Annotated in this window: 28 protein-coding genes and 2 pseudogenes; 16 read left to right on the top strand and 14 right to left on the bottom strand. The window is 72.7% G+C overall.

What is annotated here, in order from left to right:
• The first annotated feature begins 116 nt into the window (after nucleotides 1–116).
• Together ABZX65_RS02780 and ABZX65_RS02775 are read left to right on the top strand one after the other, a co-directional pair.
• Nucleotides 117–338, top strand: coding sequence for a helix-turn-helix domain-containing protein (locus ABZX65_RS02780; protein WP_188281871.1), 222 nt, complete (start codon nucleotides 117–119; stop codon nucleotides 336–338).
• Nucleotides 339–429: 91 nt separating this feature from the next.
• Nucleotides 430–1,221 (top strand): enoyl-CoA hydratase/isomerase family protein, encoded by a 792-nt coding sequence (locus ABZX65_RS02775; RefSeq protein WP_355333722.1) that lies wholly within the window; start codon nucleotides 430–432, stop codon nucleotides 1,219–1,221.
• A 41-nt stretch (nucleotides 1,222–1,262) separates the two neighbouring features.
• On the opposite strand, the gene ABZX65_RS02770 is transcribed toward ABZX65_RS02775, so the two are convergent.
• Entirely contained in the window at nucleotides 1,263–2,036 is a 774-nt protein-coding gene (locus tag ABZX65_RS02770) for a nucleopolyhedrovirus P10 family protein (RefSeq protein WP_355333719.1), read from the bottom strand.
• 134 nt (nucleotides 2,037–2,170) lie between these two features.
• Between ABZX65_RS02770 and ABZX65_RS02765 the strand changes: the two genes are divergently transcribed.
• The 5 genes and pseudogenes from ABZX65_RS02765 (at nucleotide 2,171) to amaP (ending at nucleotide 4,851) form a co-directional block, all read left to right on the top strand.
• Nucleotides 2,171–2,668 (top strand): Asp23/Gls24 family envelope stress response protein, encoded by a 498-nt coding sequence (locus tag ABZX65_RS02765; protein WP_355333717.1) that lies wholly within the window; start codon nucleotides 2,171–2,173, stop codon nucleotides 2,666–2,668.
• 59 nt (nucleotides 2,669–2,727) lie between these two features.
• The gene (locus ABZX65_RS02760; RefSeq protein WP_188281874.1) at nucleotides 2,728–2,928 is read left to right on the top strand and encodes a hypothetical protein; all 201 of its coding nucleotides are present in this window, start codon (nucleotides 2,728–2,730) and stop codon (nucleotides 2,926–2,928) included.
• Nucleotides 2,928–3,299, top strand: a complete 372-nt coding sequence (locus ABZX65_RS02755) for an Asp23/Gls24 family envelope stress response protein (protein WP_355333713.1) — start codon at nucleotides 2,928–2,930, stop codon at nucleotides 3,297–3,299. Before ABZX65_RS02760 ends, ABZX65_RS02755 begins: the two co-directional genes overlap by 1 nt.
• A 401-nt stretch (nucleotides 3,300–3,700) precedes the next feature.
• Nucleotides 3,701–4,246, top strand: a pseudogene (locus ABZX65_RS02750) (DUF6286 domain-containing protein); the annotation flags it as partial.
• 8 nt (nucleotides 4,247–4,254) lie between these two features.
• On the top strand, nucleotides 4,255–4,851 hold the full coding sequence (gene amaP, locus ABZX65_RS02745; RefSeq protein ID WP_355333711.1) for an alkaline shock response membrane anchor protein AmaP: 597 nt from the start codon (nucleotides 4,255–4,257) through the stop codon (nucleotides 4,849–4,851).
• 66 nt (nucleotides 4,852–4,917) lie between these two features.
• On the opposite strand, the gene ABZX65_RS02740 is transcribed toward amaP, so the two are convergent.
• The 5 genes from ABZX65_RS02740 to ABZX65_RS02720 form a co-directional block, all read right to left on the bottom strand.
• Nucleotides 4,918–5,679, bottom strand: a complete 762-nt coding sequence (locus ABZX65_RS02740) for an SDR family oxidoreductase (protein WP_355333708.1) — start codon at nucleotides 5,677–5,679, stop codon at nucleotides 4,918–4,920.
• 2 nt (nucleotides 5,680–5,681) lie between these two features.
• Nucleotides 5,682–7,472 carry a glycoside hydrolase family 15 protein gene (locus tag ABZX65_RS02735; RefSeq protein WP_355333705.1) on the bottom strand — a complete coding sequence of 597 codons (1,791 nt, stop codon included), beginning with the start codon at nucleotides 7,470–7,472 and terminating at the stop codon, nucleotides 5,682–5,684.
• Nucleotides 7,473–7,563: 91 nt separating this feature from the next.
• Nucleotides 7,564–8,412 (bottom strand): SURF1 family protein, encoded by an 849-nt coding sequence (locus tag ABZX65_RS02730; protein ID WP_355333702.1) that lies wholly within the window; start codon nucleotides 8,410–8,412, stop codon nucleotides 7,564–7,566.
• A gap of 97 nt (nucleotides 8,413–8,509) precedes the next feature.
• Nucleotides 8,510–8,755 (bottom strand): hypothetical protein, encoded by a 246-nt coding sequence (locus tag ABZX65_RS02725; protein ID WP_188281880.1) that lies wholly within the window; start codon nucleotides 8,753–8,755, stop codon nucleotides 8,510–8,512.
• Nucleotides 8,756–8,934: 179 nt separating this feature from the next.
• Nucleotides 8,935–9,942, bottom strand: coding sequence for a DEDDh family exonuclease (locus ABZX65_RS02720; protein ID WP_355333699.1), 1,008 nt, complete (start codon nucleotides 9,940–9,942; stop codon nucleotides 8,935–8,937).
• Between the two features lie 107 nt (nucleotides 9,943–10,049).
• Between ABZX65_RS02720 and ABZX65_RS02715 the strand changes: the two genes are divergently transcribed.
• Both ABZX65_RS02715 and ABZX65_RS02710 read left to right on the top strand, forming a co-directional pair.
• On the top strand, nucleotides 10,050–10,943 hold the full coding sequence (locus tag ABZX65_RS02715) for a sterol desaturase family protein (protein ID WP_355333697.1): 894 nt from the start codon (nucleotides 10,050–10,052) through the stop codon (nucleotides 10,941–10,943).
• A gap of 69 nt (nucleotides 10,944–11,012) precedes the next feature.
• Complete coding sequence (locus ABZX65_RS02710) at nucleotides 11,013–12,068, top strand: zinc-dependent alcohol dehydrogenase family protein (protein WP_355333695.1); 1,056 nt, start codon at nucleotides 11,013–11,015, stop codon at nucleotides 12,066–12,068.
• A 51-nt stretch (nucleotides 12,069–12,119) separates the two neighbouring features.
• Here the strand turns inward: ABZX65_RS02710 and ABZX65_RS02705 are convergent, their stop codons facing one another.
• Nucleotides 12,120–13,670 (bottom strand): S8 family serine peptidase, encoded by a 1,551-nt coding sequence (locus tag ABZX65_RS02705; protein WP_355333693.1) that lies wholly within the window; start codon nucleotides 13,668–13,670, stop codon nucleotides 12,120–12,122.
• A 143-nt stretch (nucleotides 13,671–13,813) separates the two neighbouring features.
• A complete protein-coding gene (locus ABZX65_RS02700) occupies nucleotides 13,814–14,050 on the bottom strand; it encodes a hypothetical protein (RefSeq protein WP_355333691.1) in 237 nt (78 codons plus the stop codon).
• A 419-nt stretch (nucleotides 14,051–14,469) separates the two neighbouring features.
• Here ABZX65_RS02700 and moaA point away from each other — a divergent pair, with 419 nt between their 5' ends.
• Nucleotides 14,470–15,459, top strand: a complete 990-nt coding sequence (moaA, locus tag ABZX65_RS02695; protein WP_355333688.1) for a GTP 3',8-cyclase MoaA — start codon at nucleotides 14,470–14,472, stop codon at nucleotides 15,457–15,459.
• Nucleotides 15,460–15,553: 94 nt separating this feature from the next.
• Here moaA and ABZX65_RS02690 read toward each other — a convergent pair whose 3' ends face one another.
• A complete protein-coding gene (locus ABZX65_RS02690) occupies nucleotides 15,554–15,778 on the bottom strand; it encodes a hypothetical protein (protein WP_355334665.1) in 225 nt (74 codons plus the stop codon).
• A gap of 167 nt (nucleotides 15,779–15,945) precedes the next feature.
• Nucleotides 15,946–16,326, bottom strand: coding sequence for a DUF3099 domain-containing protein (locus ABZX65_RS02685; protein ID WP_355333686.1), 381 nt, complete (start codon nucleotides 16,324–16,326; stop codon nucleotides 15,946–15,948).
• A gap of 239 nt (nucleotides 16,327–16,565) precedes the next feature.
• Here ABZX65_RS02685 and ABZX65_RS02680 point away from each other — a divergent pair, with 239 nt between their 5' ends.
• On the top strand, nucleotides 16,566–16,850 hold the full coding sequence (locus tag ABZX65_RS02680) for a GlsB/YeaQ/YmgE family stress response membrane protein (protein ID WP_355333683.1): 285 nt from the start codon (nucleotides 16,566–16,568) through the stop codon (nucleotides 16,848–16,850).
• A 20-nt stretch (nucleotides 16,851–16,870) separates the two neighbouring features.
• On the opposite strand, the pseudogene ABZX65_RS02675 reads toward ABZX65_RS02680, so the two are convergent.
• The 3 genes and pseudogenes from ABZX65_RS02675 to ABZX65_RS02665 form a co-directional block, all read right to left on the bottom strand.
• A pseudogene (locus ABZX65_RS02675) lies at nucleotides 16,871–17,106 on the bottom strand (RNA 2'-phosphotransferase).
• A gap of 50 nt (nucleotides 17,107–17,156) precedes the next feature.
• Nucleotides 17,157–18,551, bottom strand: coding sequence for a metallopeptidase TldD-related protein (locus tag ABZX65_RS02670; protein ID WP_355333681.1), 1,395 nt, complete (start codon nucleotides 18,549–18,551; stop codon nucleotides 17,157–17,159).
• Nucleotides 18,548–20,077, bottom strand: coding sequence for a TldD/PmbA family protein (locus ABZX65_RS02665; protein ID WP_355333678.1), 1,530 nt, complete (start codon nucleotides 20,075–20,077; stop codon nucleotides 18,548–18,550). Before ABZX65_RS02665 ends, ABZX65_RS02670 begins: the two co-directional genes overlap by 4 nt.
• Before the next feature lie 234 nt (nucleotides 20,078–20,311).
• Here ABZX65_RS02665 and ABZX65_RS02660 point away from each other — a divergent pair, with 234 nt between their 5' ends.
• From ABZX65_RS02660 to fabI, 3 genes are all read left to right on the top strand, one after another.
• Nucleotides 20,312–21,223: a lytic polysaccharide monooxygenase gene (locus ABZX65_RS02660; protein ID WP_355333676.1), complete on the top strand. Its 912-nt coding sequence runs from the start codon at nucleotides 20,312–20,314 to the stop codon at nucleotides 21,221–21,223.
• Nucleotides 21,224–21,344: 121 nt separating this feature from the next.
• Nucleotides 21,345–22,064 (top strand): 3-oxoacyl-[acyl-carrier-protein] reductase, encoded by a 720-nt coding sequence (gene fabG / locus ABZX65_RS02655; protein ID WP_188281889.1) that lies wholly within the window; start codon nucleotides 21,345–21,347, stop codon nucleotides 22,062–22,064.
• 4 nt (nucleotides 22,065–22,068) lie between these two features.
• Nucleotides 22,069–22,860, top strand: coding sequence for an enoyl-ACP reductase FabI (fabI, locus tag ABZX65_RS02650; RefSeq protein ID WP_355333673.1), 792 nt, complete (start codon nucleotides 22,069–22,071; stop codon nucleotides 22,858–22,860).
• 118 nt (nucleotides 22,861–22,978) lie between these two features.
• Here fabI and ABZX65_RS02645 read toward each other — a convergent pair whose 3' ends face one another.
• Complete coding sequence (locus ABZX65_RS02645) at nucleotides 22,979–23,662, bottom strand: FadR/GntR family transcriptional regulator (RefSeq protein WP_355333670.1); 684 nt, start codon at nucleotides 23,660–23,662, stop codon at nucleotides 22,979–22,981.
• A gap of 22 nt (nucleotides 23,663–23,684) precedes the next feature.
• On the opposite strand from ABZX65_RS02645, the gene ABZX65_RS02640 reads away from it, so the two are divergent.
• Both ABZX65_RS02640 and ABZX65_RS02635 read left to right on the top strand, forming a co-directional pair.
• Nucleotides 23,685–25,145, top strand: coding sequence for an MFS transporter (locus ABZX65_RS02640; protein ID WP_355333668.1), 1,461 nt, complete (start codon nucleotides 23,685–23,687; stop codon nucleotides 25,143–25,145).
• Nucleotides 25,146–25,187: 42 nt separating this feature from the next.
• Entirely contained in the window at nucleotides 25,188–25,310 is a 123-nt protein-coding gene (locus ABZX65_RS02635) for an SGM_5486 family transporter-associated protein (protein ID WP_262928365.1), read from the top strand.
• The last annotated feature ends 84 nt before the right edge of the window (nucleotides 25,311–25,394 follow it).

Here is a 25,394-nt window from a genome sequence, read left to right as displayed (position 1 = left end):
TATCCAGGCATTCCTCCGGTGAATGTCCCGTGATGGACCTTGTCGAATGGGTGGCCAGGAACGCCCTTAGGGGTGATCATGAGAGTCCATAGCGCACTTCCCTGGAGGAGGCACGGGTGGCCGAGACTCTGAAGAAGGGCAGCCGGGTGACCGGCGCCGCGCGCGAGAAGCTCGCGGCAGACCTGAAGAAGAAGTACGACTCCGGTGCGAGCATCCGGGCGCTGGCCGAAGAGACCGGCCGCTCCTATGGATTCGTGCACCGGATGCTCAGCGAGTCCGGCGTGACCCTGCGCGGTCGCGGCGGTGCCACACGGGGCAAGAAGGCCGCCACGGCCTGAGGGCTCCGCGAGTATCAAGGGCCGGGGGCGGTCCGGCGGGTCCGGTTGGTTACTCTTCGGTAATCCAGTCCGGTCCGCTCGGAGGTGCCCAGTGCCCGACGCCAAGATCCTGCTCGAACGTGACGGAGTCCGGCTAGCCGTCGACGACTCCGTCGCGCACATCACCCTGTGCAATCCGGCCAAGCGCAACGCTCAGTCGCCCGCCCTGTGGCGTGCCCTGACCGAGGCGGGCCAGTTGCTGCCGGGACAGGTACGCGTCGTCGTGCTGCGCGGTGAGGGCGTGTCCTTCTCCGCGGGCCTCGACCGCCAGGCGTTCACGCCCGAGGGCTTCGACGGTGAGCCGTCGTTCCTCGACCTCGCGCGTGGCTCGGAGGCCGGGCTCGACGCTGCCATCGCCACGTACCAGGACGCCTTCACCTGGTGGCGGCGGACCGATGTGATCACGGTCGCCGCGGTCCAGGGCCACGCCATCGGCGCGGGCTTCCAGCTCGCCCTCGCCTGCGATCTGCGCGTCTGCGCGGACGACGCGCAGTTCGCCATGCGCGAGACCGGTCTGGGCCTGGTCCCCGACCTCACCGGCACCAAGCCGCTGGTCGAACTGGTCGGATACGGCCGCGCCCTGGAGATCTGCGCCACCGGCCGCTTCGTGCACGCCGACGAGGCCGAGCGCACCGGCCTGGCCAACCTCGTCGTGCCCGCCGCGGAACTCGACGCCGCCGTCACCGACCTGGTCGGCGCCCTGCTCGCCCCGCCGCGCGACGCGGTCGTCGAGACCAAGGGCCTGCTGCGCGGCGCCGCCGCCCACACCGAGAAGGAGCAGTACGCGGCCGAACGCGCCGCCCAGGGCCGCCGCCTGCGCGACCTGGCGGGCGTGGGCGAGTAGCCGCCCGTCCGCGCCGGACGTTTCACGGGGCGCGGGAGGGATCAGCCCGCGTCCGTCACCACGATGGCGGTACGCACCGGACCGGGCGCGCCCTCGGCCGCCGCGACCGCGACGGCGGCGGCCACCGACCGGGCCACCTCCAGCGGCCGGTGGCCCGGCGACACCGCGATCTGCACCTGGACGCGGCGGCCCGGCGCCTCGTCGGAGCCCGCCGAATCCCCGGCCGGGTCCGCCGCCGTGTCCTGGATCCGCACACCGGAGCCGAGGCCGACCGGCCGCCTGCTCAGCCGTACGACACCGGGCACGGTCAGCGCCGCGGTTGCCACGGCTTCCGCGAGGCCACTGGGGTCGAGCGGTACGGGAGCCTCGTCGCCGTCCGGCTCCGCGTCCTCGGCGCCCGCCAGCTCGCTCACGGGCGCGTCGTCGCCGTCCAGCAACCCGGTGACCTGGAGGTCCACTTCCGTCACGGCGATGCCGAGCCCGTCGCGCGCGGTCGTCCACAGCACGTCGCGCAGCCGGTCGGCGGCCTGCGGCAGCGGCTCGTCGGCGGTCGCCTCGAACGACGCCTCGATCCGTACCGGCAGGTGCGGCAGCGCGCCCACCGGACCGGACTCCGGCGCCTCGCCCCCGCTTTCGGCCAGCGCCAGGGACACCCCGCCCAGCCGTACCCCGGACAGCCCCGCGCTCGTCCACCGCAGCGCGCGTACGGCCGCGCGCTCGGTCATCCAGGCGTTGTCGTCGGGGGTGCCGAGCGGGAGCAGGCGGCCCAGCGCGACCTGCTCCCGTACGGTCCGGGCCAGTCGGTCCATGGTCACCAGATATCGCCTTCCGCAGGCCGACCACTCTCTTGGGGGGTCGGAACAGCCCTCTCGCCGGTTCCCCGCAGCGCGCGGGGGCATGCGCACATAGTGTGGGGCACGGAGCAGCCCATACGAAGGGACGACTCGCGATGACGGACACCGCACAGTACGACCGGCCGGAGCCCGAGGGCTCGTCAGCGGCCGAGGGCAGGACCCTGGACAAGGGCAGCGCGGGCGGGCGCAAAGCGCTCGGCGACCCGGCCACGCGCGGCCGCACGACGATCGCCGACGGCGTGGTGGAGAAGATCGCCGGACTCGCCGCCCGTGACGTGGTCGGCGTGCACGCGATGGGCACCGGCCTGTCGCGCACCTTCGGCGCGGTCCGCGACCGCGTGCCCGGTGGCACCAAGTCGGTGTCGCGCGGCGTGAAGGCCGAGGTCGGCGAGGTGCAGACCGCGCTCGACCTGGACATCGTCGTCGAATACGGCGTGTCGATCGTCGAAGTGGCCCGCGCCGTACGGGAGAACGTGGTCAACGCCGTGGAGCGGATGACCGGTCTCGAGGTCGTCGAGGTCAACGTCGCCGTGGGCGACGTGAAACTTCCCGACGAAGATGACGACGACGAGCGTGAGCAACGGGTCCAGTAAGGGTCCAAGACAGTGCAGACGGAGATGGTCAACACGACCAATGGGACGGAGTGCGGACGATGAGCATGGCGGTGATCGGCCTGGCCGTCGGAATGGCGCTCGGATTCGCCGGGTATTTCGGCGGGTTCGGTGCTTTTCTGCTGGTGGCGGCGCTCGGCGCGGTCGGTTTCGTGGCGGGCAAATTCCTCGACGGCGACCTGGAACCGGGGGAGTTCTTCCGCTCGCGTGACCGTGGCCGCGACCGCGACCGGCGGCGCTGATGGGGACAGCCGTCCCCGCACCGCTGCCCGCGGCCGACCGCGGGGCACTGCGGATCGCGGACCGGGTGGTCGCGAAGATCGCCGCCCAGGCGGCCGGCGAGGTCCTGACGGACGCGCCGGGCGCCGCACTGGTGCCGAAGGACCACTCCCCGCACGCCTCGGTCTCGGTCCGCAAGGACAGCGCGCGGCTGCGGCTCACCCTTGAACTGGGCTACCCCACCGACATCGGCTCGGTGTGCGGCTCGGTGCGCAGCCATGTCACCTCCCGCGTCGAGGCGTTGACCGGCATGTCGGTTCCCGAGGTCGCGGTCGAGGTGGAGCGGTTGCACTCGGCCGCCGACCGCCGCAAGGACGAGGGAAGGGTCCAGTGAGCGACAGCGAGAGTCCCTGGAAGAAGCCGAACGACGGCGCTGAGCCGGGGCAGGGGGAGCGGCGGGGCCCCGAGCAGGGTCCCGACGACGACCGCTCCCGGCGGACTCCCGAGCACGGCTCGGAATACGCTCAGGACCAGGAATACGGGGCCTCCGAGTACGGCTCCGGGCAGGCTTCCGGGCAGGCTTCCGAAGGGGACGACGGCGGCGCCGAATACGGCTCGGAGTCCGGATACGCGGCGGCCGAGCAGGGCCCGGGCGCGGGGTACGGCCCGGCGTCCGGTCCGGGATCGACCCCCGCGGGCGGTACCCCCGGCGTCCTCGCCGGAGGCGACACGCTCACGGACCCCGCCACCCGCACCCTTGAGCCGTACGCCCTGACCGCGGATCAGACCCCGGTCAAGGCGCGCCGGTTCTGGGCCGGACGCCGGGTGCCCGCGGCGATCACCGCCGCGGTGCTCCTCGGGATCGCCGGTCTCTTCCTGTACGACATCGCCGCCGTCCGCGCCGACCGGCGCGCGATGGCCTGGCGGACCCGGCTCGCCGACGAGCTGGCCACCCGCCACCTGGACAACGTCTGGGTGATCGTCGGCGCCGCCGTGGCCGCCGTGCTCGGCCTCTGGCTGATCCTGCTGGCCCTCACGCCGGGCGAGCGCGGACTGCTGCCGATGACCCGGCGCGGCGAGAACGGCGTCCGCGCCGGACTCGACCGGCACGCGGCCGAACTGGTGCTGCGCGACCGGGCGATGGAGGTACCGGGCATCCGCTGGGTACGGGTCAAGGTCGGCCGCCGCCGGATCACGGCGCACGGCTCCTCGCACTTCCGCGAACTCGACGCGGTGCGCACGGACCTGACGACCGCGCTGGGCAACGCCGTACGCCAGCTCGGCCTCGCCAAACCGCCACAGCTCCACGTCCATGTCCAGCGCGCAGAGAAGAAGGGGTGACCGGGCGGATGCGTACCGTACTGAACCGGATCCTGCTCGCGCTGACCGGACTCGTCCTGCTGGTCGTGGGCCTGTCCGTGCTGCTCGGCGGGCTCGACCTGCAACGCCGGTGGAATTTCACGATGCCGCACTGGTGGCCCTTCACCGGCCCCAAGGACGTGCTGCTCACCGCGCACGACAGGACCCGCTACCGCTCCGACGGCTGGTGGTGGCCGGTGGTCATCGCCGTGCTCGGCGTGCTCGTGCTCGCCGCCCTGTGGTGGCTGCTCGCCCAGGCCCGCACCCGGCGGCTGCGCCAGCTCCGGGTCGACAGCGGCGACGGACAGGGCGCGCTGCTGCGCGGCCGGGCCGTGGAGAACGTGCTGACCTCGGAGACCGAGGCGTACGACGGCGTGGAGTGGGCCAGAGCGGCGCTGCGCGGCAAGCGCGGCGCACCGGTCGCCCGGATAGTGCTGGGCCTGGCGGCCGACGCCACCCCGGACGAGGTCGTCGCCGGTCTCGACAGCGCGGTGCTCCACCGCGCCCGTACGTCGGCCGGTCTGGACAAGCTGCCCGCCGAGGCGCGGCTGCGCGCGGTCAGGCACCGCGCGGCGCGGGTCAGCTGACCCGGCCGCCCGCCCCGCTCTCGCGGAGCCCCCACCGAGCCGTCGGTGGGGGCTCTTCGCGTCCCGTCACAGGGCGCGCTGGGCGCCGCCGTCCACCGGCAGCAGCACACCGGTCAGATACGACGCGGCGGGCGAGAGCAGGAAGGCCGCGGCCCTGCCGAACTCCTCGGGCGTGCCGTAGCGCCGCAGCGGGATCGTCGCGCTCGCCCTGGCCCTGGCCGCCGCCTCGTCGCCGCCGAGCGCGTCCAGCTCCCGTACCCGGTCGGTGTCGATCCGCGACGGCAGCAGGCCGACCACCCGGATGCCGCGCGGCCCCAGCTCGGCGGCGAGGGTCTTGGCGAAGCCCGCGAGGCCGGGCCGCAGACCGTTCGACATGGCGAGGCCGGGGATCGGCTCGCGGACCGAGCCGGAGAGCACGAAGCTGATGACACCGCCGTCCGACAGCTCGGCCGCGGCGGCGCGGGCCAGCCGCACCGCGCCCAGGAACACCGTCTCGAAGGACCGCAGCCACTGCTCGTCGGTGCTGTCGGCGGCGGCGCCGGCCGGCGGTCCGCCGACGCTGATCAGCACCCCGTCGACCCGGCCGAAGCGCTCGCGGGCCGCCGTCAGCAGCCGCTGCGCCGTGTCCGGGGCGGAGTTGTCTGCGGCGACGCCCAACGCCGTGTCCTGGCCGCCCAGTTGCCCGGCCGCGGCGGCCACCGCCTCCGCCGTGCGCCCGGAGACCACCACCTTCGCGCCGTCGGCGACCAGTTCGCGGGCCGTGGCGAAGCCCAGGCCGCGGCTGGCGCCGGTGAGGACGTACACCCGTCCGTCGAGTCCGAGATCCATGGTCAGCAGTCCCTTATGGCAGGCACGCCCGACAGGGCGAGCGCGGTGTTGACGAGCCCGACGTGGCTGAACGCCTGCGGGAAGTTGCCCAGCAGCCGCCCGGCGACCGGGTCCCACTCCTCGGCGAGCAGCCCGACGTCGTTGCGCAACGTCAGCAGCCGCTCGAACAGTTCGGTCGCCTCGTCCTGGCGGCCGATCGCGTACAGCGCGTCCGCGAGCCAGAACGAGCAGGCCAGGAAGGCCCCTTCGGAGCCGGGCAGTCCGTCCACGCCGACCGCGTCCGGGGTGTAGCGGCGGACGAAGCCGCCGAGGTCCAGTTCGCGGCGGACCGCCTCCACCGTGCCGATCACGCGGCGGTCGGTGGGCGGCAGGAATCCCACCTGCGGGATGAGCAGCGTCGCCGCGTCCAGCTCCTCGGAGCCGTAGGACTGCGTGAAGGTGTTGCGCCGCGCGTCGTAGCCCTTCTCGCAGACCTCCGCGTGCACCTGGGCGCGCATCGAACGCCACAGCGCCACATCGCCCTTGAGCCGCGGCAGCGCCTCCACGGTCCGCACCGCGCGGTCGGCGGCGACCCAGGCCATCACCTTGGAGTGCACGAAGTGGCGGCGCGGGCCGCGGACTTCCCAGATGCCCTCGTCCGGCTGGTGCCACGCGGACTCCAGGAAGTCCATCAGGGCGCGTTGCAGATTCCAGGCGTGCGGCTCGTCGCGCATCCCGGCCGCCCGTGCCAGGAACAGCGAGTCCAACACCTCGCCGTACACGTCGAGTTGGAGCTGTCCCGCGGCGGCGTTGCCGATCCGGACCGGCGCCGAGCCCTCGTAGCCGCGCAGCCACGGCACCTCGTACTCCGTCAGCCGCCGCTCGCCGCCGATGCCGTACATGATCTGGAGGTCGGCCGGGTTGCCCGCCACCGCGCGCAGCAGCCAGTCGCGCCAGGCGCCCGCCTCCTGGAGGTAGCCGCCCTCCACCAGGGCGTTGAGGGTCAGCGCCGCGTCACGCAGCCAGCAGTAGCGGTAGTCCCAGTTGCGGACCCCGCCGATCTCCTCGGGCAGCGACGTGGTCGCGGCGGCGGCGATGCCACCGGTGGGCGCGTACGTCAGCGCCTTGAGCGTGATCAGCGACCGCACCACGGCCGACCGCCACGGCCCCTGGTAACGGCAGCGGGCCGACCACTCGTCCCAGTCGGCCAGGCTGTGCTCCAGCGCCTCGTACGGGTCGAACCGGCGCGGGCGCTTCTCGTGCGAGGGGTGCCAGGTCAGTATGAACGCGACCCGGTCGCCCTCGGCGACGGTGAAGTCGGAGTACGTGCGCATGTCCTTGCCGTACGCCCGGACCGGCGGGTCGCTGCGCAGCCAGACCGAGTCGGGGCCCGCGACGGCCACCCGGTGCCCGTCGGCGCGCCGCATCCACGGCACGACCGCGCCGTAGTCGAACCGCAGCGTCAGCTCGGCCCGCATGTCGACCTGGCCCGACACGCCCTCGACGATCCTGATCACATCGGGCGCCCGGTCGCGCTGCGGCATGAAGTCGGTGACCTTGACGGTCCCGGTCGGGGTCTCCCAGAAGGTGTCGAGCACCAGCGTGTCGCCCCGGTACGAGCGGTGCGAACACGTCCGCGCGCCCGTCGGCGCCAGCAGCCAGCGGCCGTTGCCCTCGTCACCGAGCAGCGCGGCGAAGCAGGCGGCCGAGTCGAAGCGGGGCAGGCACAGCCAGTCGATGGAACCGTCCCTGCCCACCAGCGCGGCGGTCTGGAGATCGCCGATGAGCGCGTAATCCTCGATACGTCCTGGCACGGTGCCGCCTCGCCGCCTTCCGGTGGTCCTCGCCTCGCCCGGACACGGTGTGCGCCGGGCCCTCGTCTCCGTAGCGTGCGGGGGCGGAGCGTCAGACCGCTACCGGAACGCTGCCCTCGGGTTCCTGCGGGCTCTCCGGATTGTCCTGCTTCTCGCGGGCCGCGAGCCGTTCGGCGCGCTCGCGGCGCAGCAGCACCACCCAGCCGACCGGCACCATGCCCGTGAACAGCCACCACTGGATCGCGTACGCCATGTGCGGGCCGATGCTGCTGTGGTCGGGCTCGGGGATGAGCGCGGGCTGGTGCGGACCGGGCTTCGGCGTGATGGACACCAGCTCCATGTAGCCCGAAAGCAGCGTCTGCGGCATGTACTTCGCGTCCACGGTGCTGCTGATCAGCATGATCTGCCGGTCCGGCAGGCCCGAGCGGTTGCGGATGCCCGTCGACGACGTCGTCTCGTCGGGGCGCAGCCGCCCGGTGACCGTCACTTCGCCGGACGGCGGCGGCGTGATCTTCGGGAACGCGGTCGGGTCGTTGCCCGGCGAGATCCAGCCCCGGTTCACCAGCACCGCGCGGCCGTCGGCCAGCACCAGCGGGGTGATCACGTGGTAGCCGACCTCCTGGCCGCCGCCCGACGTGTCGTCCGAGCCGTCGTTGCCCGCCGTCCGGTGCCGGGCCACCACCTCGTGCGCCGTGTCGAAGTGCCCGGTCGCCGTCACCGACTTGTACAGATCGGTCTTCGGCAGCACGGCACCCGGATGTGTCACCGACTCGACCTCGACCGGGGCGGCCTTCAGGCTCGCCGCGATGATCTTGTTGTTCGCCACCCGGTGCTCGTGCCGATGGAGCTGCCAGAAGCCCAGTCTGACCATGGTGGGCATCATGACCAGACCGAGGAGGGTGAGGATCACCCATTGGCGGGACCAGAGGAAGCGGTACACCCCACGACGGTACAACTCGGTCGGGGCGGGGCTTCCGGAGGGGGGCCTCAGGCGGGGGCGGCCGTGGTCGGACGGGGTGCGGGGCGGCCGACCGGGCTCAGGCGATCGAGCCGACCTTGTCCACGATCCCGGCCGCGCCCTCCGCCTTCGCGCAGTGCCCGCCGCAGTACCAGTGGCCGTCCACCTCCACACCGTGGCCGACGATCCGCACCCGGCAGTGCTCGCAGATCGGCGCCATACGGTGGATGGCGCACTCGAAGCTGTCGAAGACGTGCACCGCGCCTTGGGCGTGCACCTCGAAGCTCATGACGTAGTCGTTTCCGCAAACCTCGCATCGGGCCATGTGCCCAGGCTGCTGCCCTGAGCGCGCCGGGGCAACGCGGGAGGCCCCGCGTCGCGCGAGAGTCACCTGGATGGAGCCCCGCACGGCCCGCCCGACGCGCTAGCCGTGCCCGCTCGCCGCGCTCGACGCGCTCGCCCGGTCCGCCCGGCCCGCTAGCCGTACCCGCCCGGTGCGATGCCCTAGCCGTGCACGCCCGCCGCGGGGGTGACGGCCTTCAGGAGTTCGGTGAAGCGGGCCTCGTCGATGATCGGGGTGGCGAACTGGCGGGCCTTGACGGCCTTCGAGGTGGGGGAGTCCGGGTCGTTCGTGACCAGGAGGCTGGTGAGGCGGCTGACGCTGGAGGCGACGTGGAGCCCGGCGTCGGTGGCGCGGTCCTCCAGCAGCTCGCGGTCGATGCCGGTGTCACCGGAGAAGGCGACCCGCATCCCCTGGACCAGGGGCCCGTCGGGAGCGAGGCGGCCGGGGTTGGGATACGGGCACGCGGGCCGTTTGCGGGCCGGGCGCCAGCCGGTGGCGCGGTACGAGCCGGGCCCGTAGGAGGCGCCGGGGCGCGGCGAGGGGACCGTGTCGGAGCCGTCGACCCACTCGGTCAGCGGGCGGCAGGTGTGCAGCGGCAGGGGGAGACCGGCCGCGGCGGCCAGGTGCAGGCTCGGGCGGAACGCCTCCGCCAGGACGCGCGCGTCGTCGAGGGCGTGGTGGGCGCGCCGCTGCTCGACCCCGTAGTGCGCGGCCAGCGACTCCAGCTTGTGGTTGGCCAGGGGCAGCCGCAGCTCCTTGGCCAGGACGATGGTGCACAGCCGCTGCTCGACGGGTGCGACGGACCGGGCGCGCGCGTACTCGCGGGCGAGCATCGACCAGTCGAAGACCGCGTTGTGCGCCACCAGGACGCGCCCCGCGAGGCGTTCGGCGAGCTGGTCGGCGATCTCGGGGAAGAGCGGGGCGTCGGCGAGCATCGCGCTGGTGAGTCCGTGGATCCACACCGGGCCGGGGTCGCGCAGCGGGTTGACGGGCGAATACCAGTGGTCCTGCACCTCGCCGCGGGCGTCCAGCCGGTACACCGCCGCGGACACTATCCGGTCGTCCCGGCCGAGCCCCGTGGTCTCGACGTCGACCACGGCGTAACCGTCCGGATAGGCGGGAGGCCACGGGGACGGCGGCGGTGTCTGGGCGGCTAGGTTGTCGAGCATGGTCACAGAGAATACGGCTCGCCACTGACAGCTACCGCCACCCGCTTTCCTTACTTGTCGGTAACAAGGTCTGGCGGGTGCCCTGTACGCGCCTTTATGGTGCGCTCATGCCCCAACTCCCCGATGTCGTGCTGTGGTCGATACCCGCCTTCGTACTGCTCACCGTCGTCGAGATGGTGAGCTACCGCTTTCACCCCGACGAGGACTCCGCCGGATACGGCACCAAGGACACCGCCGCGAGCCTGTCGATGGGTCTCGGCAGTCTGGTCACCGACGCGCTGTGGAAGATCCCGATCGTGGCGGTCTACTCCGGGCTCTACGCGTTGACCCCGCTGCGGGTGCCCGTCGAGTGGTGGACGCTGCCCCTGATACTGCTCGCGCAGGACTTCTTCTACTACTGGTCGCACCGCGGCCACCACATGATCCGCGTCCTGTGGGCCTGCCACGTCGTGCACCACTCCAGCCGGAAGTTCAACCTCTCCACGGCGCTGCGGCAGCCCTGGACCAGCCTCACCTCCTGGCCGTTCTACCTCCCGCTGATCGCCCTCGGCGTGCACCCGGCCGCCCTCGCGTTCTGCACCGCCGTCAGTCTCGTCTACCAGTTCTGGATCCACACCGAACGCGTCGGCAAGCTGCCCGCCCCGCTGGAGTTCACCCTCAACACCCCCTCGCACCACCGCGTCCACCACGCCTCGCAGGGCGGCTACCTCGACCGCAACTTCGGCGGCGTCCTCATCGTCTGGGACCGCCTCTTCCGCTCCTTCACCCCCGAGACCGACGCCCCCGTCTACGGCCTCACCAAGAACATCGCCACCTACAACCCGCTGCGGGTCGCCACCCACGAGTACGCCGCCCTCGCCCGCGACCTCCGCGCCGCCCCCACCTGGCGCGCCCGCGCCGGCTACCTCTTCCGCGGCCCCGGCTGGCGCCCCGCGGACGCGGCCGGGCCGGCCCTGACGCCCGCCGCGCCCGACCTCGCGTCCAGCCCGTCCGGGATGTGAGGACCGCGGGCCCCTGGCGTACCGTGGAGACGCCCCACCGACAACGAGCTGACCAGCGAGGACACCGCCATGCGCGCCACCGTGATCCAGGCACCCCACGACCTCAGGGTGGAGGAGGTGCCGGACGCGAGGATCCGGCGGCCCGGCGACGCGGTGGTCCGCGTGGTGCGCGCCTGCATCTGCGGAAGCGACCTGTGGGCGTACCGCGGCGAGTCGGCGCGCAAGCCCGGCCAGCGGATCGGCCACGAATTCCTCGGGGTGGTCGAGGAGACCGGCGCCGAGGTGGCGGGGCTGCGCCCCGGCGACCTGGTGGTGGCGCCCTTCGTGTGGTCGGACGGCGTGTGCGCGTACTGCGTCGAGGGCCTGACCACGTCGTGCGCGCACGGCGGCTTCTGGGGCTCGATCGGCGAGGAGGGGCAGTCCGACGGCGGCCAGGGCGAGGCCGTCCGGGTGCCGTACGCCGACGCCACGCTGGTGAAGCTGCCCGCGGCGGCGCTCAGCGACGAGCGGCTGCTGACCGCCCTGCTGTCGCTGTCCGACGTGCTGGGCACCGGCCACCACGCGGCGGTCGGCGCGGGCGTGCGGCCCGGCGCGACGGTGGCGGTGGTCGGGGACGGCGCGGTCGGCCTGTGCGGGGTCCTGGCCGCCAAGCGGCTGGGCGCCGAGCGGATCATCGCGCTCGGACGGCACACGTCGCGCACCGACATCGCGCGGGACTTCGGCGCCACCGACGTGGTCGCCGAGCGCGGCGACGAGGCCGTGGCGGCGGTACGTCAACTGACCGGCGGCCAGGGCGCGCACGCGGTGATCGAGGCGGTCGGCACCGAGCAGTCGATGCGCACCGCTGTCGGCATCACCCGCGACGGCGGCGCGATCGGCTACGTCGGCGTCCCGCACGGCAGCGGCACCGGTCTCGACCTCGGCGAGATGTTCGACCGCAACATCACCCTGCGCGGCGGCGTCGCGCCCGTCCGCACGTACATCCCGGAACTGCTCCCCGACGTGCTGGACGGCACCGTCGACCCGTCCCCGGTCTTCGACCTGACGGTCGGTCTCGAGGACGTCCCGAAGGGCTACCGCGCGATGGACGAGCGCACCGCCCTCAAGGTGCTGGTGAAGCCCTGAGGGCGGTACGCGGCCGGTAACGGCCGTGCGTGCGGGGCGTCTTGGCGGGCGTTACCTGGTGACGGCGTTCAGCGCGTCCACGATGCCGTGACCGTAGAAGCTGTTGTACGCCTTCGGCCCGGTGCAGGTGGCGTCCTGCGCGGGCCCGGTCGGGCAGCCGGGGTTGTTCGCCTCGATCTTGAGCAGCGCCTGGAGCTGCGCGGGCGAGGCGTGCGGGTGACGGCTCTTGATCAGCGCCGCGACCGCCGCCACGTGCGGGCTGGCCATCGAAGTGCCCTGGAGGTAGCCGTACGTGCCGCCGGGCAGCGTCGACAGGATGCGGCCGTTGCCGGACGGGGTGTCGGGGATCTGCCTGCTGTCGCCGCCGGGCGCGGCCACGTCGATCACGGTCAGGCCGTAACTGGAGTAGTACGACTTGAGGTTCTGGGCGCCGGTCGCGGAGACCGTGACGACGCCGGGCAGTTGGGTCGGGAGGTCGAGGCACACGTGCGGGTCGACGGTGCGGGTGACCGCGGTGGAGTCGTCCGGGCTCGATGTGTCGGTCAGGGCGTGGGAGTTGAGGTCGTCGTCGCTGTTGCCCGCGGCGGCGACGTTCAGTACGCCCTTGCGCTCGGAGTACGCGGCGGCGCGTCGCACGGCGTCCACGATGGCCCGCTGGTCGGGGTCGCTCGGGCAGTTGTAGAGCCACGGGTCGATGTAATAGCTGTTGTTGGTGACCGCGATGCCGTGGTCGGCGGCGAAGACGAAGGCGCAGACCACGCTCTCCGGGTAGAACAGCGCGGTGCCCGGCTCGCTGACCTTGATCGCCGCGATCTTCACGCCGGGCGCGACCCCGGCCACGCCGATCCCGTTGCGCGCGGCGGCGATCTCACCGGCCACGTGGGTGCCGTGGTAGTCGGCCGCCGGGTCCCAGGGGCGCCAGGCGCCCGGTGAGGTGTCGGCGACGCCGCCCACACAGCTCGCGGACTGCTTGGCGGAGAAGTTCGCCGCCAGGTCGGGGTGGGTGTCGTCCACGCCGGTGTCGATGACGCCGACGGTCACCTTGGAACTGCCCGGATTGACCCCGGCCGCCTTGTCGGCCCGGATCGCCCGCAGGTCCCACTGGTCCGCCTCAAGCGGCTCCTGGCCGGGCGCCTGGTGCGTCGAGGCGGCGGCCACCTCGGCCGCGGTCAGCGTCCGTACCCCGCCCGCCTGCGTCGTCGCGGACGGCTCGATGGCGGCGGTCCTGGTCGCGCCCGCGCTCCGTACGCCGTGGACGCGCCGCAGCGTCGCGCCGAAGTCCGGGTTGGCCGAGTGCACGACGATGACGCCTATCCGGTCGTACGCGATCACCACCTGGCCGCCCGCCCGCTCTATCGCGCGCTCCACCGACCGCTGCGTGCCGCGCCCGCCGTCGATGTTGACGACGTACGACAGCAACGGGCCGTCCGTGCGCGGCGGTTGAGAGCCGTGCGCGGCGGCGGAGGCGCCGGAGGCGGAGGAAGCGGAGGAAGCGGAGGCCGGGGCGGCTCCGGGGAGTACGGCGAGGGCGGCTGCCGTCACCAGACCGAGACCGGCCGCGAGCGCGCGGCGGCGCCGGGGGAGGCCGGGAAGCGGAACCATGGGATCTCCAATCGTCCATCAGCCGTGGGACGGCAGGGTCTGCCGTCCGACGTGTGCATGACGAAGGAAACTAGTGCCCAACGGCCGGTCAAAGAAGCGCAATTCCATGGATCGGTCGGAATTTCCCCGTCGCCGACGGCGGTTCAGCCATACCGGCGGCCGGATCGCAGCGCGGCGATGCTCAGCGGCGGCAGCCGGACCCGCCGCGCGTACCAGCCGGTGGGCGCGGCGGCGCCGGTTCCCGGCCGGGCGGCGGCAGGTCCCGTGAACAGGTCGGCGGGCAGGTCGGCGGGCAGCCGTACGCTCCCGTACGGCCTGCGGGCCGGGAGCTGCGGCCGGTGCGACGGGGGAGGAGGGGGCGGGGGCGGAGGTGGGGTCATCGCGGCGAGTCCTCGGCGGTCCTGGGCGGCGGTCCCCGGCCCGCGGAGCGGCGGGGGACGGTGACGGCGTGGTGGGCGCCGCCGGGCTGTCCAACGAACCGGCCGCGCCGCGGTGTCGGTGTGCGGCGCCCGGTGACCTGGTCGCGGGACACGGGCGGGCCGGCCGGGTGGGCGGACGCCGGGCCGGACGGTGAGCCGACGGGACCGGACGCCGAGCCAGCGGGACGGGACGCCGAGCAGCCGTTTCAACAAACTGTTGTAATTTGGCGCCCGTCGCGTACGCTGCACCGACAGGCCCCACCCGCCCGGCGGCCCCGCCGGGTTGTCCGTGCGACGTCATAGGGTGGAGGAACGGCGGCGCGCCGAGCGCCCGCCGCAGGAGCGACGGCGCGCGAGCGTCCAGGAGGGAGGCGGAGCCCGTGCTGATCGACACCTACGGCCGAGTGGCGACCGACCTGCGCGTCTCCCTCACCGACCGCTGCAATCTGCGCTGCACCTACTGCATGCCGGAAGAGGGCCTCCAGTGGCTGGCCAAGCCCGACCTGCTCACGGACGACGAGATCGTCCGGATGGTCGGGATCGCGGTCCACGAGCTGGGCGTCACCGATGTCCGCTTCACCGGCGGCGAGCCGCTGCTGCGGCCCGGCCTGGTCGGCATCGTCGAGCGCTGCGCCGCCCTGGAGCCGCGCCCCCGGCTGTCGCTGACCACCAACGGCATCGGCCTGCGCCGCACCGCCGACGCGCTGCGCGCCGCGGGTCTCGACCGGGTCAATGTCTCCCTCGACACCCTGCGCCCCGAGGTCTTCCACACCCTCACCCGCCGCGACCGGCACCACGACGTCGTCGCGGGCATGGCGGCGGCGGCCGACGCGGGCCTGACCCCGGTGAAGATCAACACGGTGCTGATGCGCGGTGTCAACGACGACGAGGCGCCCGACCTGCTGGCCTGGGCCGTCGAGCGGGGATACGAGCTGCGGTTCATCGAGCAGATGCCGCTGGACGCGCAGCACGGCTGGCAGCGCACCGACATGGTCACCGCCGACGAGATACTCGACCGCCTGCGGACCCGCTTCACCCTGACCCCCGAGGGCGAGACGGTCCGCGGCTCCGCGCCCGCCGAGCGCTGGCTGGTCGACGGCGGCCCGGCCACGGTCGGCGTCATCGGCTCGGTCACCCGGCCGTTCTGCCGCGCCTGCGACCGCACCCGGCTCACCGCCGACGGCCAGGTCCGCAACTGCCTGTTCGCCCGCGAGGAGTCCGACCTGCGCGGCCCGCTGCGCTCCGGCGCCGACGACGAGCGGATGGCGGAGCTGTGGCGGGCGGCGATGTGGGGCAAGAAGGCGGGCTCGGGCCTCGACGACCCGGCCTTCCTCCAGCCCGACCGCCCCATGTCGGCCATCGGCGGCTGAACCGCCGCACCCTGAGGCCGCTCGGAGAACCGCCGCGCCCTGAGGCCGCTCGGAGAACCGCCGCCCCCGGAGCCCCCGGAGCCCCGCCGCGCCGCTACCGCTCCCGCTCTCCCCGCTCCCACTCCGCCAGCGGCACGACGTCCTTCAGGAACCCGCGCATCCCCAGGAACTGCGACAGGTGCTCGCGGTGCTCGTCGCACGCCAGCCACGTCTTGCGCCGCTCCGGCGTGTGGATCTTGGGGTTGTTCCAGGCCAGCACCCACACGGCGGGGGTACGGCAGTCCTTGGCCGAGCAGATCGGCTTCTCGTTCTCGTTCACATTGTTCCCGGCATCGCTCACGACGCCCAGTAAACAGAACCGCCGCTGGACATGGCGACGCCGGGCAGCCACGGGGGGAGCCGCCCGGCGTCGGTCCGTCGCTCCGACGGGGGATGCGGAGCGCGTACGAAGTATGTCACGCGCTCAACCGTCCGTGGAGTGGAACTTCACGATTGATCTGAGCTTTTCTTGAGGTTCGGCGGCACGGGTACCGGCACCGGCTCGCCGTAGCCCTCAGGATCGGACGGATCGCCCATTTCGAGCATCGGCCTGGCCTGCGGAAGGACGAACGACGACGGCAGCGAGGGCACGTTCTCCCGGCCCGCGTTCGCGAACACCACCGCCACGTACGGCAGCAGCAGCCCGACCACGAGCATCCCCCAGGCCAGTACCCGCTCCACGTCCCAGAGCACCACGGTGAGGATCACCGAAAGAGTACGGATCGACATCGAGATGATGTACCTGCGCTGCCGTCCGGCCACGTCCTCGGTCAGACCGGTACGCGCTCCCGTGATCTGGAAGACCTCAGGCCCGCCCTGCTTCCGCATCGCGCTCCACCACCCGCTCGCTCCGCCGGACTCTCCTGAGCACGGGTCGGCGCCCGGCCCGGCCTCACCACGGTACGCCGCGTACCGCCCGCCTTCGATAGCGGGGGCACCATCCGTGCGGCGCCGCTGTCGGGCCGTACGGCGGACGGCCCACTCGACATGCGGCGTAGCCGGAGCGGGCACAGACTGGCCGGACGAGTTCCGGGCGTACGCCGTCCGGACGCGAGGAGGCGAGTGACATGGGTTGGTTGTGGGCGATCATCGTCGGTCTGGTGCTGGGTCTGATCGCCAAGGCGATCCTCCCCGGCAAGCAGTCCCTGCCGCTGTGGCTCACCGTGATCTGCGGTATGGGCGGCAGCATTCTCGGCAACGCCGTGTCGACCTGGATCGGCGTCAACGACACCAAGGGCATCGACTGGACCCGGCACGTGCTGCAACTCATCGGCGCCGTCGTCGTCGTGGCGATCGGCGACGCCCTGTGGTCGATGTTCAAGGGCACGCGCAAGACCGCCGCACCGCGGTGACGCCCGCACCGCGGTGACGCTCAGCCCGTGGGGTGCCGCCGCAGCCACCGCGGCGGCACCCGGTCGGTCAGCCACACGCCGTTGGCGCTGATCCGGAAGACATGGCCCTCGGCGGCCAGCCCCCTGGCGTCCAGCGCGAGCACCACAGGACGGCCGTGCCGTGATCCCACGCGCACGGCCGTCTCCACGTCCCGTCCACCCACCCGGCCTCGTCGAGAGTGAGGCCGACGCTGTCGGGCCGGTGCCGCAGCACCATCGACAGGAACCTGGAGATCCTGACCGTCTTCTTCTCGTCGGGCACGGGCGTCAGACCCCCTGGCTGACCGAACTCATGTTGAAGTCCGGAATCCGCAGGGCCGGGGCGGCGGCCCTGGTGAAGTAGTCGCTCCACTCGCGCGGCAGCGTCCGCTCGGTGCGGCCCGCCTCGGCGGCGCGGCCGAGCAGGTCCACCGGGGACTCGTTGAAACGGAAGTTGTTGACCTCGCCGGTCACCTCGCCGTTCTCCACCAGGTAGACGCCGTCGCGGGTGAGGCCGGTCAGCAGCAGCGTGGCCGGGTCGACCTCGCGGATGTACCACAGGCAGGTCAGCAGCAGACCGCGCTCGGTGGCCGCGACCATCTCGTCCAGCGACCGCTCGCCGCCGCCGTCCAGCACCAGGTTGTCGGCGGCGGGCGCGACCGGCAGGCCGGTGAGCCCGGCGCTGTGCCGGGTGGTGGTGAGCCGGGCGAGCGAGCCCTCGTGGATCCAGTTCACCGGCTCCACCGGCAGCCCGTTGTCGAACACCGAGGTGTCGTCGCCCGAGGAGTGCGCGATCACGAACGGCGCCGCCTCCAGGCCGGGCTCCGCCGGGTCGCTGCGCAGGGTCAGCGGCAGCGGCGACAGCTTCTCGCCGACCCGGGTCCCGCCGCCGGGCTTGCTGAAGACCGTACGGCCCTCGGCGGCGTCCCGGGCCGCGGCCGACCAGAACTGGTAGATCATCAGGTCCGCGACGGCCGACGGCGGCAGCAGCGTCTCGTACCGGCCCGCGGGCAGGTCGATCCGGCGCTCGGCCCAGACCAGCCGGCGGGCCAGGTCGGCGTCCATCGCCAGCGGGTCCACGTCGGTGAAGTCGCGGGTGGCCGCGCCCGCCCACGCCGAACGCCTGCGGTCGGGGGACTTCGCGTTCACCTCAAGGGTGCCGGTCGGCTGATCGTGCCGCAGCCGCAGCCCGGCCGAGGTGCCCAGATACGTCGACGTCACCGAGTGGAAGGCGAAGCCGTACAGCTCACGGCCGCCCGCCCGCGCCGTCGCGAACGCCTCGCCGAGCGCGGGCGCGAAGGACGCGAAGACGTCGGAGTTGGTCTCGGCGGGCCCGTCGGTGAAGGCCGCCGAGTGCGGCACGCCCGTCACCAGCGGCTGCGCGTCCTCGGCGGGACCGGCCTCGCGGGCCGCCGCCTCGGCCGCCCGTACCAGCGGCTCCAGCTCGTCGGCGGTCACGGCCGAGCGGGACACCACACCGGACGCGGTGCCCTCGGCGCCGTCCACGGTGGCGATCACGGTGAGGGTACGGCCGCGCGTGACGCCGTTGGTGGTCAGGGAGTTGGCCGCCCAGCGCAGATTCGCGCTGGACTCCTCCTGGGCGATCACCACGCAGCCGTCCGCGTTCGACAGCTCAAGCGCCCGTTCGACGATCTCGTGCGGCTTGGTCGTCACGCTGCTCATCGTCCGGCCTCCTGGGTGGTGTTGAGAATGCTGACGCCCCGGAAGAGGGCGGCCGGGCAGCCGTGGCTGACGGCCGCGACCTGGCCCGGCTGGGCCTTGCCGCAGTTGAAGGCACCGCCGAGCACATACGTCTGCGGGCCGCCGACGGCGTCCATCGAGCCCCAGAAGTCGGTGGTGGTGGCCTGGTAGGCGACGTCCTTGAGCTGGCCCGCGAGCCGCCCGTTCTCGATCCGGAAGAACCGCTGCCCGGTGAACTGGAAGTTGTAGCGCTGCATGTCGATGGACCACGAGCGGTCGCCGACGACGTAGATGCCGCGTTCGACGCCGCCGATCAGCTCTTCGGTCGAAGGGCCGTCGGGCGCGGGCCGCAGCGAGACGTTCGCCATCCGCTGCACCGGGACATGGCCGGGGGAGTCGGCGTACGCGCAGCCGTTGGACCGCTCGAAGCCGGTGAGCTTCGCGATCCGCCGGTCGAGCTGGTAGCCGACGAGCGTGCCGTCCTTGATCAGGTCCCAGGACTGTCCCGCCACGCCTTCGTCGTCGAAGCCGACGGTGGCCAGGCCGTGCTCCGCCGTACGGTCACCGGTCACATTCATCAGCGGCGAGCCGTACTTGAGCGTGCCGAGCTGGTCGAAGGTGGCGAAGGAGGTGCCCGCGTACGCCGCCTCGTACCCCAGCGCGCGGTCCAACTCCGTGGCGTGGCCGATCGATTCGTGGATCGTCAGCCACAGGTTGGACGGGTCGACCACCAGGTCGTACGCGCCCGCCTCGACCGAGGGCGCGCGCATCTTCTCGGCCAGCAGCTCCGGGATACGGGCCAGCTCCGCGTCCCAGTCCCAGCCGTGGTCCGCGCCGGTCAGATACTCCCAGCCGCGGCCGACCGGCGGCGCGAGCGTGCGCATCGAGTCGAAGTCGCCGCTGTCGCCGTCGACGGCGACAGCGGTGAGCTGCGAATGGAGGCGGACGCGCTGCTGCGTGGTCGTGGTGCCCGCGGTGTCCGCGTAGAACTTGTTCTCCTGCACGGTCATCAGCGAGGCGTCCGCGTGGTCGACCCCGTCGGCCGCCAGCAGCCGGGCGCTCCACTCCGCGAGCAGCGCCGTCTTCTCCGCGTCCGGCACGTCGAACGGGTTGATGTCGTACGCCGACACCCACACCCGGTCCGCGTGCACCGGCTCGTCGGCCAGCTCCACCCGCTCCCGCGACCCCGCCGCGGCGATCACCTTCGCGGACAGCTTGGCCATCGCGACCGCCTGCGAGGCGACCTTGGCCGCCGCGTCCATCGTCAGGTCGACCCCGGAGGCGAAGCCCCAGGCGCCGCCGTGCACCACCCGTACCGCGTACCCCAGATCGGTGGTGTCGGAGGTGCCCGACGGGCGCGCGTCGCGCAGCCGCCAGGTCGCGCCGCGCACCCGCTCCAGCCGGAAATCGGCGTGGTCCGCGCCCAGCGCGCGGGCGCGGGCCAGTGCGGCGTCGGCGAGTGCCCGCAGGGGCAGCGCCAGGAATGACTGATCGACCTCATGAGGCACGACGAACTTCCCCTTCGACCGTTCGACAGGTATCCGCAGTGAATCATGTCCCGCCGACCGCCAGCGCGTGCTTTTCCGCAGGACGCGGCGTGTGCCGGGGCGGGCGGCCGGCGAATCGTCAGATGCCAATCCGCGCCGAGACCTTGAGGTTGGTCCAGACCAATCTCTATGCTCATGACGCCGCCCTCACTCCTGTCCGCTGCACCACACTCCGCACGACGAGGAGCCCCCCACATGTCAGTACGCCGTAATGCCGCCGCGGTCGGCGCGGTCGGCGCCGCCGCCTTGACGATCGCCGCGCTCACGCCGGTGACCGCCAGCGCCCACGGCGCGCTCAGCGCACCGGTCAGCCGGATCTCCGGCTGCTTCGCCGAAGGCCCCGAACACCCCCAGTCGCAGGTCTGCAAGGACCTGGTCGCCGACAGCGGCACCCAGCCGCTGTACGACTGGAACGAGGTGAACATCGCCAACGCCAACGGCCAGAGCCGCACGATCATCCCCGACGGCCACCTCTGCTCGGCCAACCGCGACAAGTACCGGGCGCTGGACTGGGCCCGCACCGACTGGCCCGCCACCGCGGTCTCGGCGGGCACCACCACCGTCAACTTCCGTGTCACCGCGCCGCACAAGGGCACGATGACGCTCTACATCACCAAGGCCGGATACGACCCGACCAAGCCGCTCAAGTGGTCCGACCTGGACGCCACCCCGATCGCCGTCTACAACACCGTCGCCTCCGCGACGAACGGCTACTACACCTTCAACGCCACCCTGCCCAGCCGCACCGGCAGGCAGCTCATCTACCAGGTGTGGCAGCGCAGTGACAGCCCCGAGGCCTTCTACGGCTGCTCCGATGTCGTCTTCGGCCAGGGGGTACAAGCGGCGGCGGTCGCCGCGCCCCAGGCGCCGACCGACCGGCAGATCGCGGCCGGCGCGTCCAAGTCCACCGTCAGCCACCACGGTCACGGCGGCGACGTCGCCGTGACATCCACCACGGCGAAGCTCGCGACCAGCGACGTGACCGACAACCGCGCGGCCACCGGCACCCTGGAGACCGCCCTGTCCGGCAGCGCCGTTCTGGCGTCGGGCGCCGTGGGACTGCTGCTCTGGAGCCGCCGCAGGGCCGCCGCCCGCGCGAACGGCTGACCCATGGTTCTGTAGGAAACCCACAGGGACCACGGGAGCAGCCTGTCGGGGCCGATTCCCCGGATCGGTGCGAGGACCGATAGCTTTTCACGGAGAAACTCACGACTGAGGGAGTGATCCGTTGAGCCGCTCGGTTCTCGTCACCGGAGGCAACCGGGGCATCGGCCTCGCCATCGCGCGTGCCTTCGCCGACGCGGGCGACAAGGTCGCCATCACCTACCGCTCGGGTGAGCCGCCCGCCGAACTGGTGGCGCTCGGCTGCCTGGCCGTCCGCTGCGACATCACCGACCCCGAGCAGGTGGAACAGGCTTACAAGGAGATCGAGGAGAAGCACGGGAACGTGGAGGTGCTGGTCGCCAACGCCGGCATCACCAAGGACCAGCTCCTCATGCGGATGTCGGAGGAAGACTTCACGTCCGTCCTCGACACCAACCTCACCGGAACCTTCCGGGTCGTGAAGCGCGCGAACCGCGGCATGCTGCGGGCCAAGAAGGGCCGCGTCGTCCTGATCTCCTCCGTGGTCGGGCTGCTGGGCTCCGCGGGGCAGGCCAACTACGCGGCCTCCAAGGCGGGGCTGGTCGGCTTCGCCCGCTCGCTCGCCCGTGAACTGGGCTCGCGCAACATCACCTTCAACGTCGTGGCGCCCGGTTTCGTCGACACCGACATGACCCAGGCGCTCACCGACGAGCAGCGCGAGGGCATCGTGGCGCAGGTGCCCCTCGGCCGCTACGCGAAGCCCGAGGAGATCGCCGCGACGGTGCGGTTCCTCACCTCGGACGACGCCTCGTACATCACTGGAGCCGTCATCCCCGTTGACGGCGGATTGGGCATGGGTCACTGAGAACATGAGCGGAATCCTCGACGGTAAGCGCATCCTCATCACGGGTGTGCTGATGGAGTCCTCCATCGCCTTCCACGCCGCCAAGCTGGCCCAGGAGCAGGGTGCCGAGATCATCCTGACCGCCTTCCCCCGGCCCACCCTCACCGAGCGCGTCGCCAAGAAGCTGCCCAAGCCGGTCAAGGTCATCGAGCTGGACGTGACGAACACCGAGCACCTGGAGCGTCTTGAAAAGGTGGTCCGCGAGGAGCTGGGCGGCCTCGACGGTGTCGTGCACTCCATCGGGTTCGCCCCCCAGGACGCCATGGGCGGCAACTTCCTCAACACGTCGTTCGAGTCCGTCGCGACGGCCATGCACGTCTCCGCGTTCTCGCTGAAGTCGCTCACCATGGCGTGCATGCCGCTCATGCCCGCGTACGACAGCGCCACCGGCGCGGGCGGCGGCTCGGTCGTCGGCCTCACCTTCGACGCGCAGTACACCTGGACCGGTTACGACTGGATGGGCCCGGCCAAGGCGGCACTCGAGGCCACCTCCCGCTACCTCGCCCGTGACCTCGGCCCGCGCAATGTGCGCTGCAATCTGGTCTCGGCCGGGCCGATCGGCTCGATGGCCGCCAAGTCCATCCCGAGCTTCGGCGAGCTGTCGGACACCTGGAACCACCTCTCCCCGCTGGAGTGGAACACCGCCGACCCCGAGCCCGCCGGGCGCGGTGTCGTGGCGCTGCTCTCCGACTGGTTCCCGAAGACGACCGGCGAGATCATCCACGTGGACGGCGGCCTGCACGCCGTCGGCGGCTGACCACCCCGAGGACTGTGGCAGGGCCCCCGTACCGACCGGTGCGGGGGCTCCGCCGTGTACGGCCCCGCCGGGTCAGGCGGGTGAGGCGGATCAGGAAGGCCAGGCGGGTCAGGGCGGGTCAGGCCAGCGTCGTGCCGAAGCGGCAGTGGAAGGCGTGGTCGCGGGCCTCGGCCGCGGCGTGCTCCGGGTCGGCCGCGCGGATCGCGTCGACCAGCCGCGCGTGGTCGAGATGGTCCTCGGGCCGCAGGTCGGTGCCGACGTCGGCCCGCAGGAAGTCCCGCAGCACCTCGCCGAGGTCGGCGTAGAGCGCGGTGAGCACGTCATTGTGCGAGGCGGCCACCACCGCCAGGTGCATGGTCGCGTCGGCCTCGACGAAGGACTCCGCGTCGCCCGACTCCCAGGCCCGTTCGCGCCGGTCGAGCGCCGCGTCGAGCTGCGCCAGGTCGGCGTCGGTACGGCGCTGCGCCGCCAGACCCGCGGCCGTCCCCTCCAGCGAGCCGCGCAGCTCGGCCACGTGCAGCGGGTCGGAGTCGGCGAAGCGCGCCCGCATCACCCCGGCCAGTTCGCTGGTGGCCACCACATAGGTGCCGGAGCCCTGCCGGATGTCGAGCAGACCGTTGTGGGCGAGCGCCCGCACCGCCTCGCGGACGGTGTTGCGCGCCACCCCCAGTTGCTCCACCAGCTCCGGTTCGGTGGGGATACGGGAGCCGACCGGCCAGGCGCCCGAGGTGATCTGGGCGCGGAGGCTGCCGATCGTACGGTCGGCGAGCGTGGTGTGCCTGGGCACTGGACCGAGATTCATCCCATCATTCTATGATGGGGAAATGCGTGACGACGAATCCCTCGCCCTCGACCCCGCCCGGACGCCGCCGACGGCCCCGCCGACGGCACGAACGACGGCCTCCGTGACGGCCGCGGAACCCGTACAGGACACGGGCTCCGGCCCGGTCCCGGCCACCGGCCCGACCGCCGCCCCGGCCCGGGACCGTACCGGCACCGCGCCCGGCACCGCGCCCGCCGCCGCGCCCGCCGCCGGTCTCGCCGGGAACCCCTGGCTGCGCCGCCTCGTCGTCGCCGGTCTCGTCCTGGCCGCGCTCAACCTCCGCCCCGGCATTACCAGCCTCGGCGCCCTGCTCAAGGAGGTCCGCGACGGCCTCGGCATGAGCGGCACCATGGCGGGCCTGCTCACCTCCGTGCCCTCCGCGTGCTTCGCGCTCTTCGGCTTCGCCGCCCCGAGGCTGGCCCGCCGCCACGGCCCCGGCGCCGTGATCTGCGTCGGCATGGCCGCCATCACCGCCGGGCTCGCGCTGCGCCCGCTGGCCGGGAACACCGCGGTCTTCCTGGCCCTCAGCGCCCTCGCCCTCGGCGGCATCGCCGTCTCCAACGTGCTGATGCCGGTGATCGTCAAGCGCTACTTCCCCGACCGGGTCGGCGCGATGACCGGCCTGTACTCCATGGCCCTCTCCCTCGGCACCGCCCTCGCCGCCGCCGTCACCGTCCCCATGACCCACGCCATGGGCCACGGCTGGCGGCTCGGCCTCGGCGTGTGGGCCGCGCTGGCCGCCGTCGCCGTGGTGCCCTGGCTCGCGCTGGTCCGCGACCGTACGGGTGCGCCGCCCGCCACCGGCGCCCGGAAGGACGCCGCGGCCGTCAACACCGACGCGGCCCGGAAGAGTGACGCGGCGCGCGCCGTGGACGGCGGCCACGGCCGTATCACCGGCAGCCCTACCGCCTGGGCGCTCGCCTGCTTCTTCGGACTCCAGGCCACCGCCGCGTACATCACCATGGGCTGGATGCCGCAGATCTTCCGGGACGCCGGACTGTCCGCGGGCAAGGCGGGGCTGCTGCTCGCGGTCACCATGGTGATGGGCGTGCCGCTGTCCTTCGTGCTGCCGCCGCTCGCCGCCCGGATGCGGGCGCAGGGCCCGCTGGTCGTCCTGCTCGGCGCCTTCGGACTGGTCGGTTACGCGGGCCTGTGGGCCGCCCCGGCCGCCGCGCCGTGGGTGTGGGCGCTGCTGCTCGGCATCGCCAACTGCGCCTTCCCGCTGGCCCTGACGATGATCGGGATGCGGTCGCGGACCGGCGCGGGAGTCGTCCGGCTGTCCGCCTTCGCGCAGAGCACCGGCTATCTGATCTCGATCCCCGGACCGATCCTCGTCGGCACCCTCAACCAGGCCAGCGGCGGCTGGGGGCTGCCGATCGCCTTCATGATCGCGCTGATGGTGCCGCAGATCGTCTGCGGGGTGCTCGCCGGGCGGCGGCGACACATCGAGGACGAACTGTGACCCCGGTGCGGCGGCACGGCGGCCCGGTGCGAGACTGAACGCATGCCCGTACTCGAACCGAATCCCCCGCAGAGCCAGCGGCGCCTGCTGATCGTCTTCGGCCTCATGCTCGGCGTGCCCGCGCTGGTCGCCATCGTCGCCACCTTCGCCGCCCGGATGGGCTGACCGCCCCCGCCCACCGGCCCGTTCGGGCCACGACCCCGAGTCCGGAGGTGGGGACAACCCCACCTTCCCTAGGGGGCCAGGGTC

The organism is Streptomyces sp. NPDC003300 (assembly GCF_040610915.1).
Taxonomy (GTDB): domain Bacteria; phylum Actinomycetota; class Actinomycetes; order Streptomycetales; family Streptomycetaceae; genus Actinacidiphila.
This window is presented reverse-complemented; position numbering and strand designations above follow the sequence as displayed.

Coding starts and splice junctions, on each gene's coding strand:
- ABZX65_RS02720 (WP_355333699.1), bottom strand. CDS start 9,942: ATGCTCGACAACCTAGCCGCCCAGACACCGCCGCCGTCCCCGTGGCCT.
- ABZX65_RS02715 (WP_355333697.1), top strand. CDS start 10,050: ATGCCCCAACTCCCCGATGTCGTGCTGTGGTCGATACCCGCCTTCGTA.
- ABZX65_RS02670 (WP_355333681.1), bottom strand. CDS start 18,551: ATGAGCAGCGTGACGACCAAGCCGCACGAGATCGTCGAACGGGCGCTT.
- ABZX65_RS02680 (WP_355333683.1), top strand. CDS start 16,566: ATGGGTTGGTTGTGGGCGATCATCGTCGGTCTGGTGCTGGGTCTGATC.
- ABZX65_RS02760 (WP_188281874.1), top strand. CDS start 2,728: ATGAGCATGGCGGTGATCGGCCTGGCCGTCGGAATGGCGCTCGGATTC.
- ABZX65_RS02685 (WP_355333686.1), bottom strand. CDS start 16,326: ATGCGGAAGCAGGGCGGGCCTGAGGTCTTCCAGATCACGGGAGCGCGT.
- ABZX65_RS02660 (WP_355333676.1), top strand. CDS start 20,312: ATGTCAGTACGCCGTAATGCCGCCGCGGTCGGCGCGGTCGGCGCCGCC.
- ABZX65_RS02740 (WP_355333708.1), bottom strand. CDS start 5,679: ATGGATCTCGGACTCGACGGACGGGTGTACGTCCTCACCGGCGCCAGC.
- ABZX65_RS02765 (WP_355333717.1), top strand. CDS start 2,171: ATGACGGACACCGCACAGTACGACCGGCCGGAGCCCGAGGGCTCGTCA.
- fabI (WP_355333673.1), top strand. CDS start 22,069: ATGAGCGGAATCCTCGACGGTAAGCGCATCCTCATCACGGGTGTGCTG.
- ABZX65_RS02710 (WP_355333695.1), top strand. CDS start 11,013: ATGCGCGCCACCGTGATCCAGGCACCCCACGACCTCAGGGTGGAGGAG.
- ABZX65_RS02640 (WP_355333668.1), top strand. CDS start 23,685: ATGCGTGACGACGAATCCCTCGCCCTCGACCCCGCCCGGACGCCGCCG.
- ABZX65_RS02705 (WP_355333693.1), bottom strand. CDS start 13,670: ATGGTTCCGCTTCCCGGCCTCCCCCGGCGCCGCCGCGCGCTCGCGGCC.
- ABZX65_RS02635 (WP_262928365.1), top strand. CDS start 25,188: ATGCCCGTACTCGAACCGAATCCCCCGCAGAGCCAGCGGCGCCTGCTG.
- ABZX65_RS02645 (WP_355333670.1), bottom strand. CDS start 23,662: ATGAATCTCGGTCCAGTGCCCAGGCACACCACGCTCGCCGACCGTACG.
- ABZX65_RS02700 (WP_355333691.1), bottom strand. CDS start 14,050: ATGACCCCACCTCCGCCCCCGCCCCCTCCTCCCCCGTCGCACCGGCCG.
- ABZX65_RS02755 (WP_355333713.1), top strand. CDS start 2,928: ATGGGGACAGCCGTCCCCGCACCGCTGCCCGCGGCCGACCGCGGGGCA.
- amaP (WP_355333711.1), top strand. CDS start 4,255: ATGCGTACCGTACTGAACCGGATCCTGCTCGCGCTGACCGGACTCGTC.
- ABZX65_RS02725 (WP_188281880.1), bottom strand. CDS start 8,755: ATGGCCCGATGCGAGGTTTGCGGAAACGACTACGTCATGAGCTTCGAG.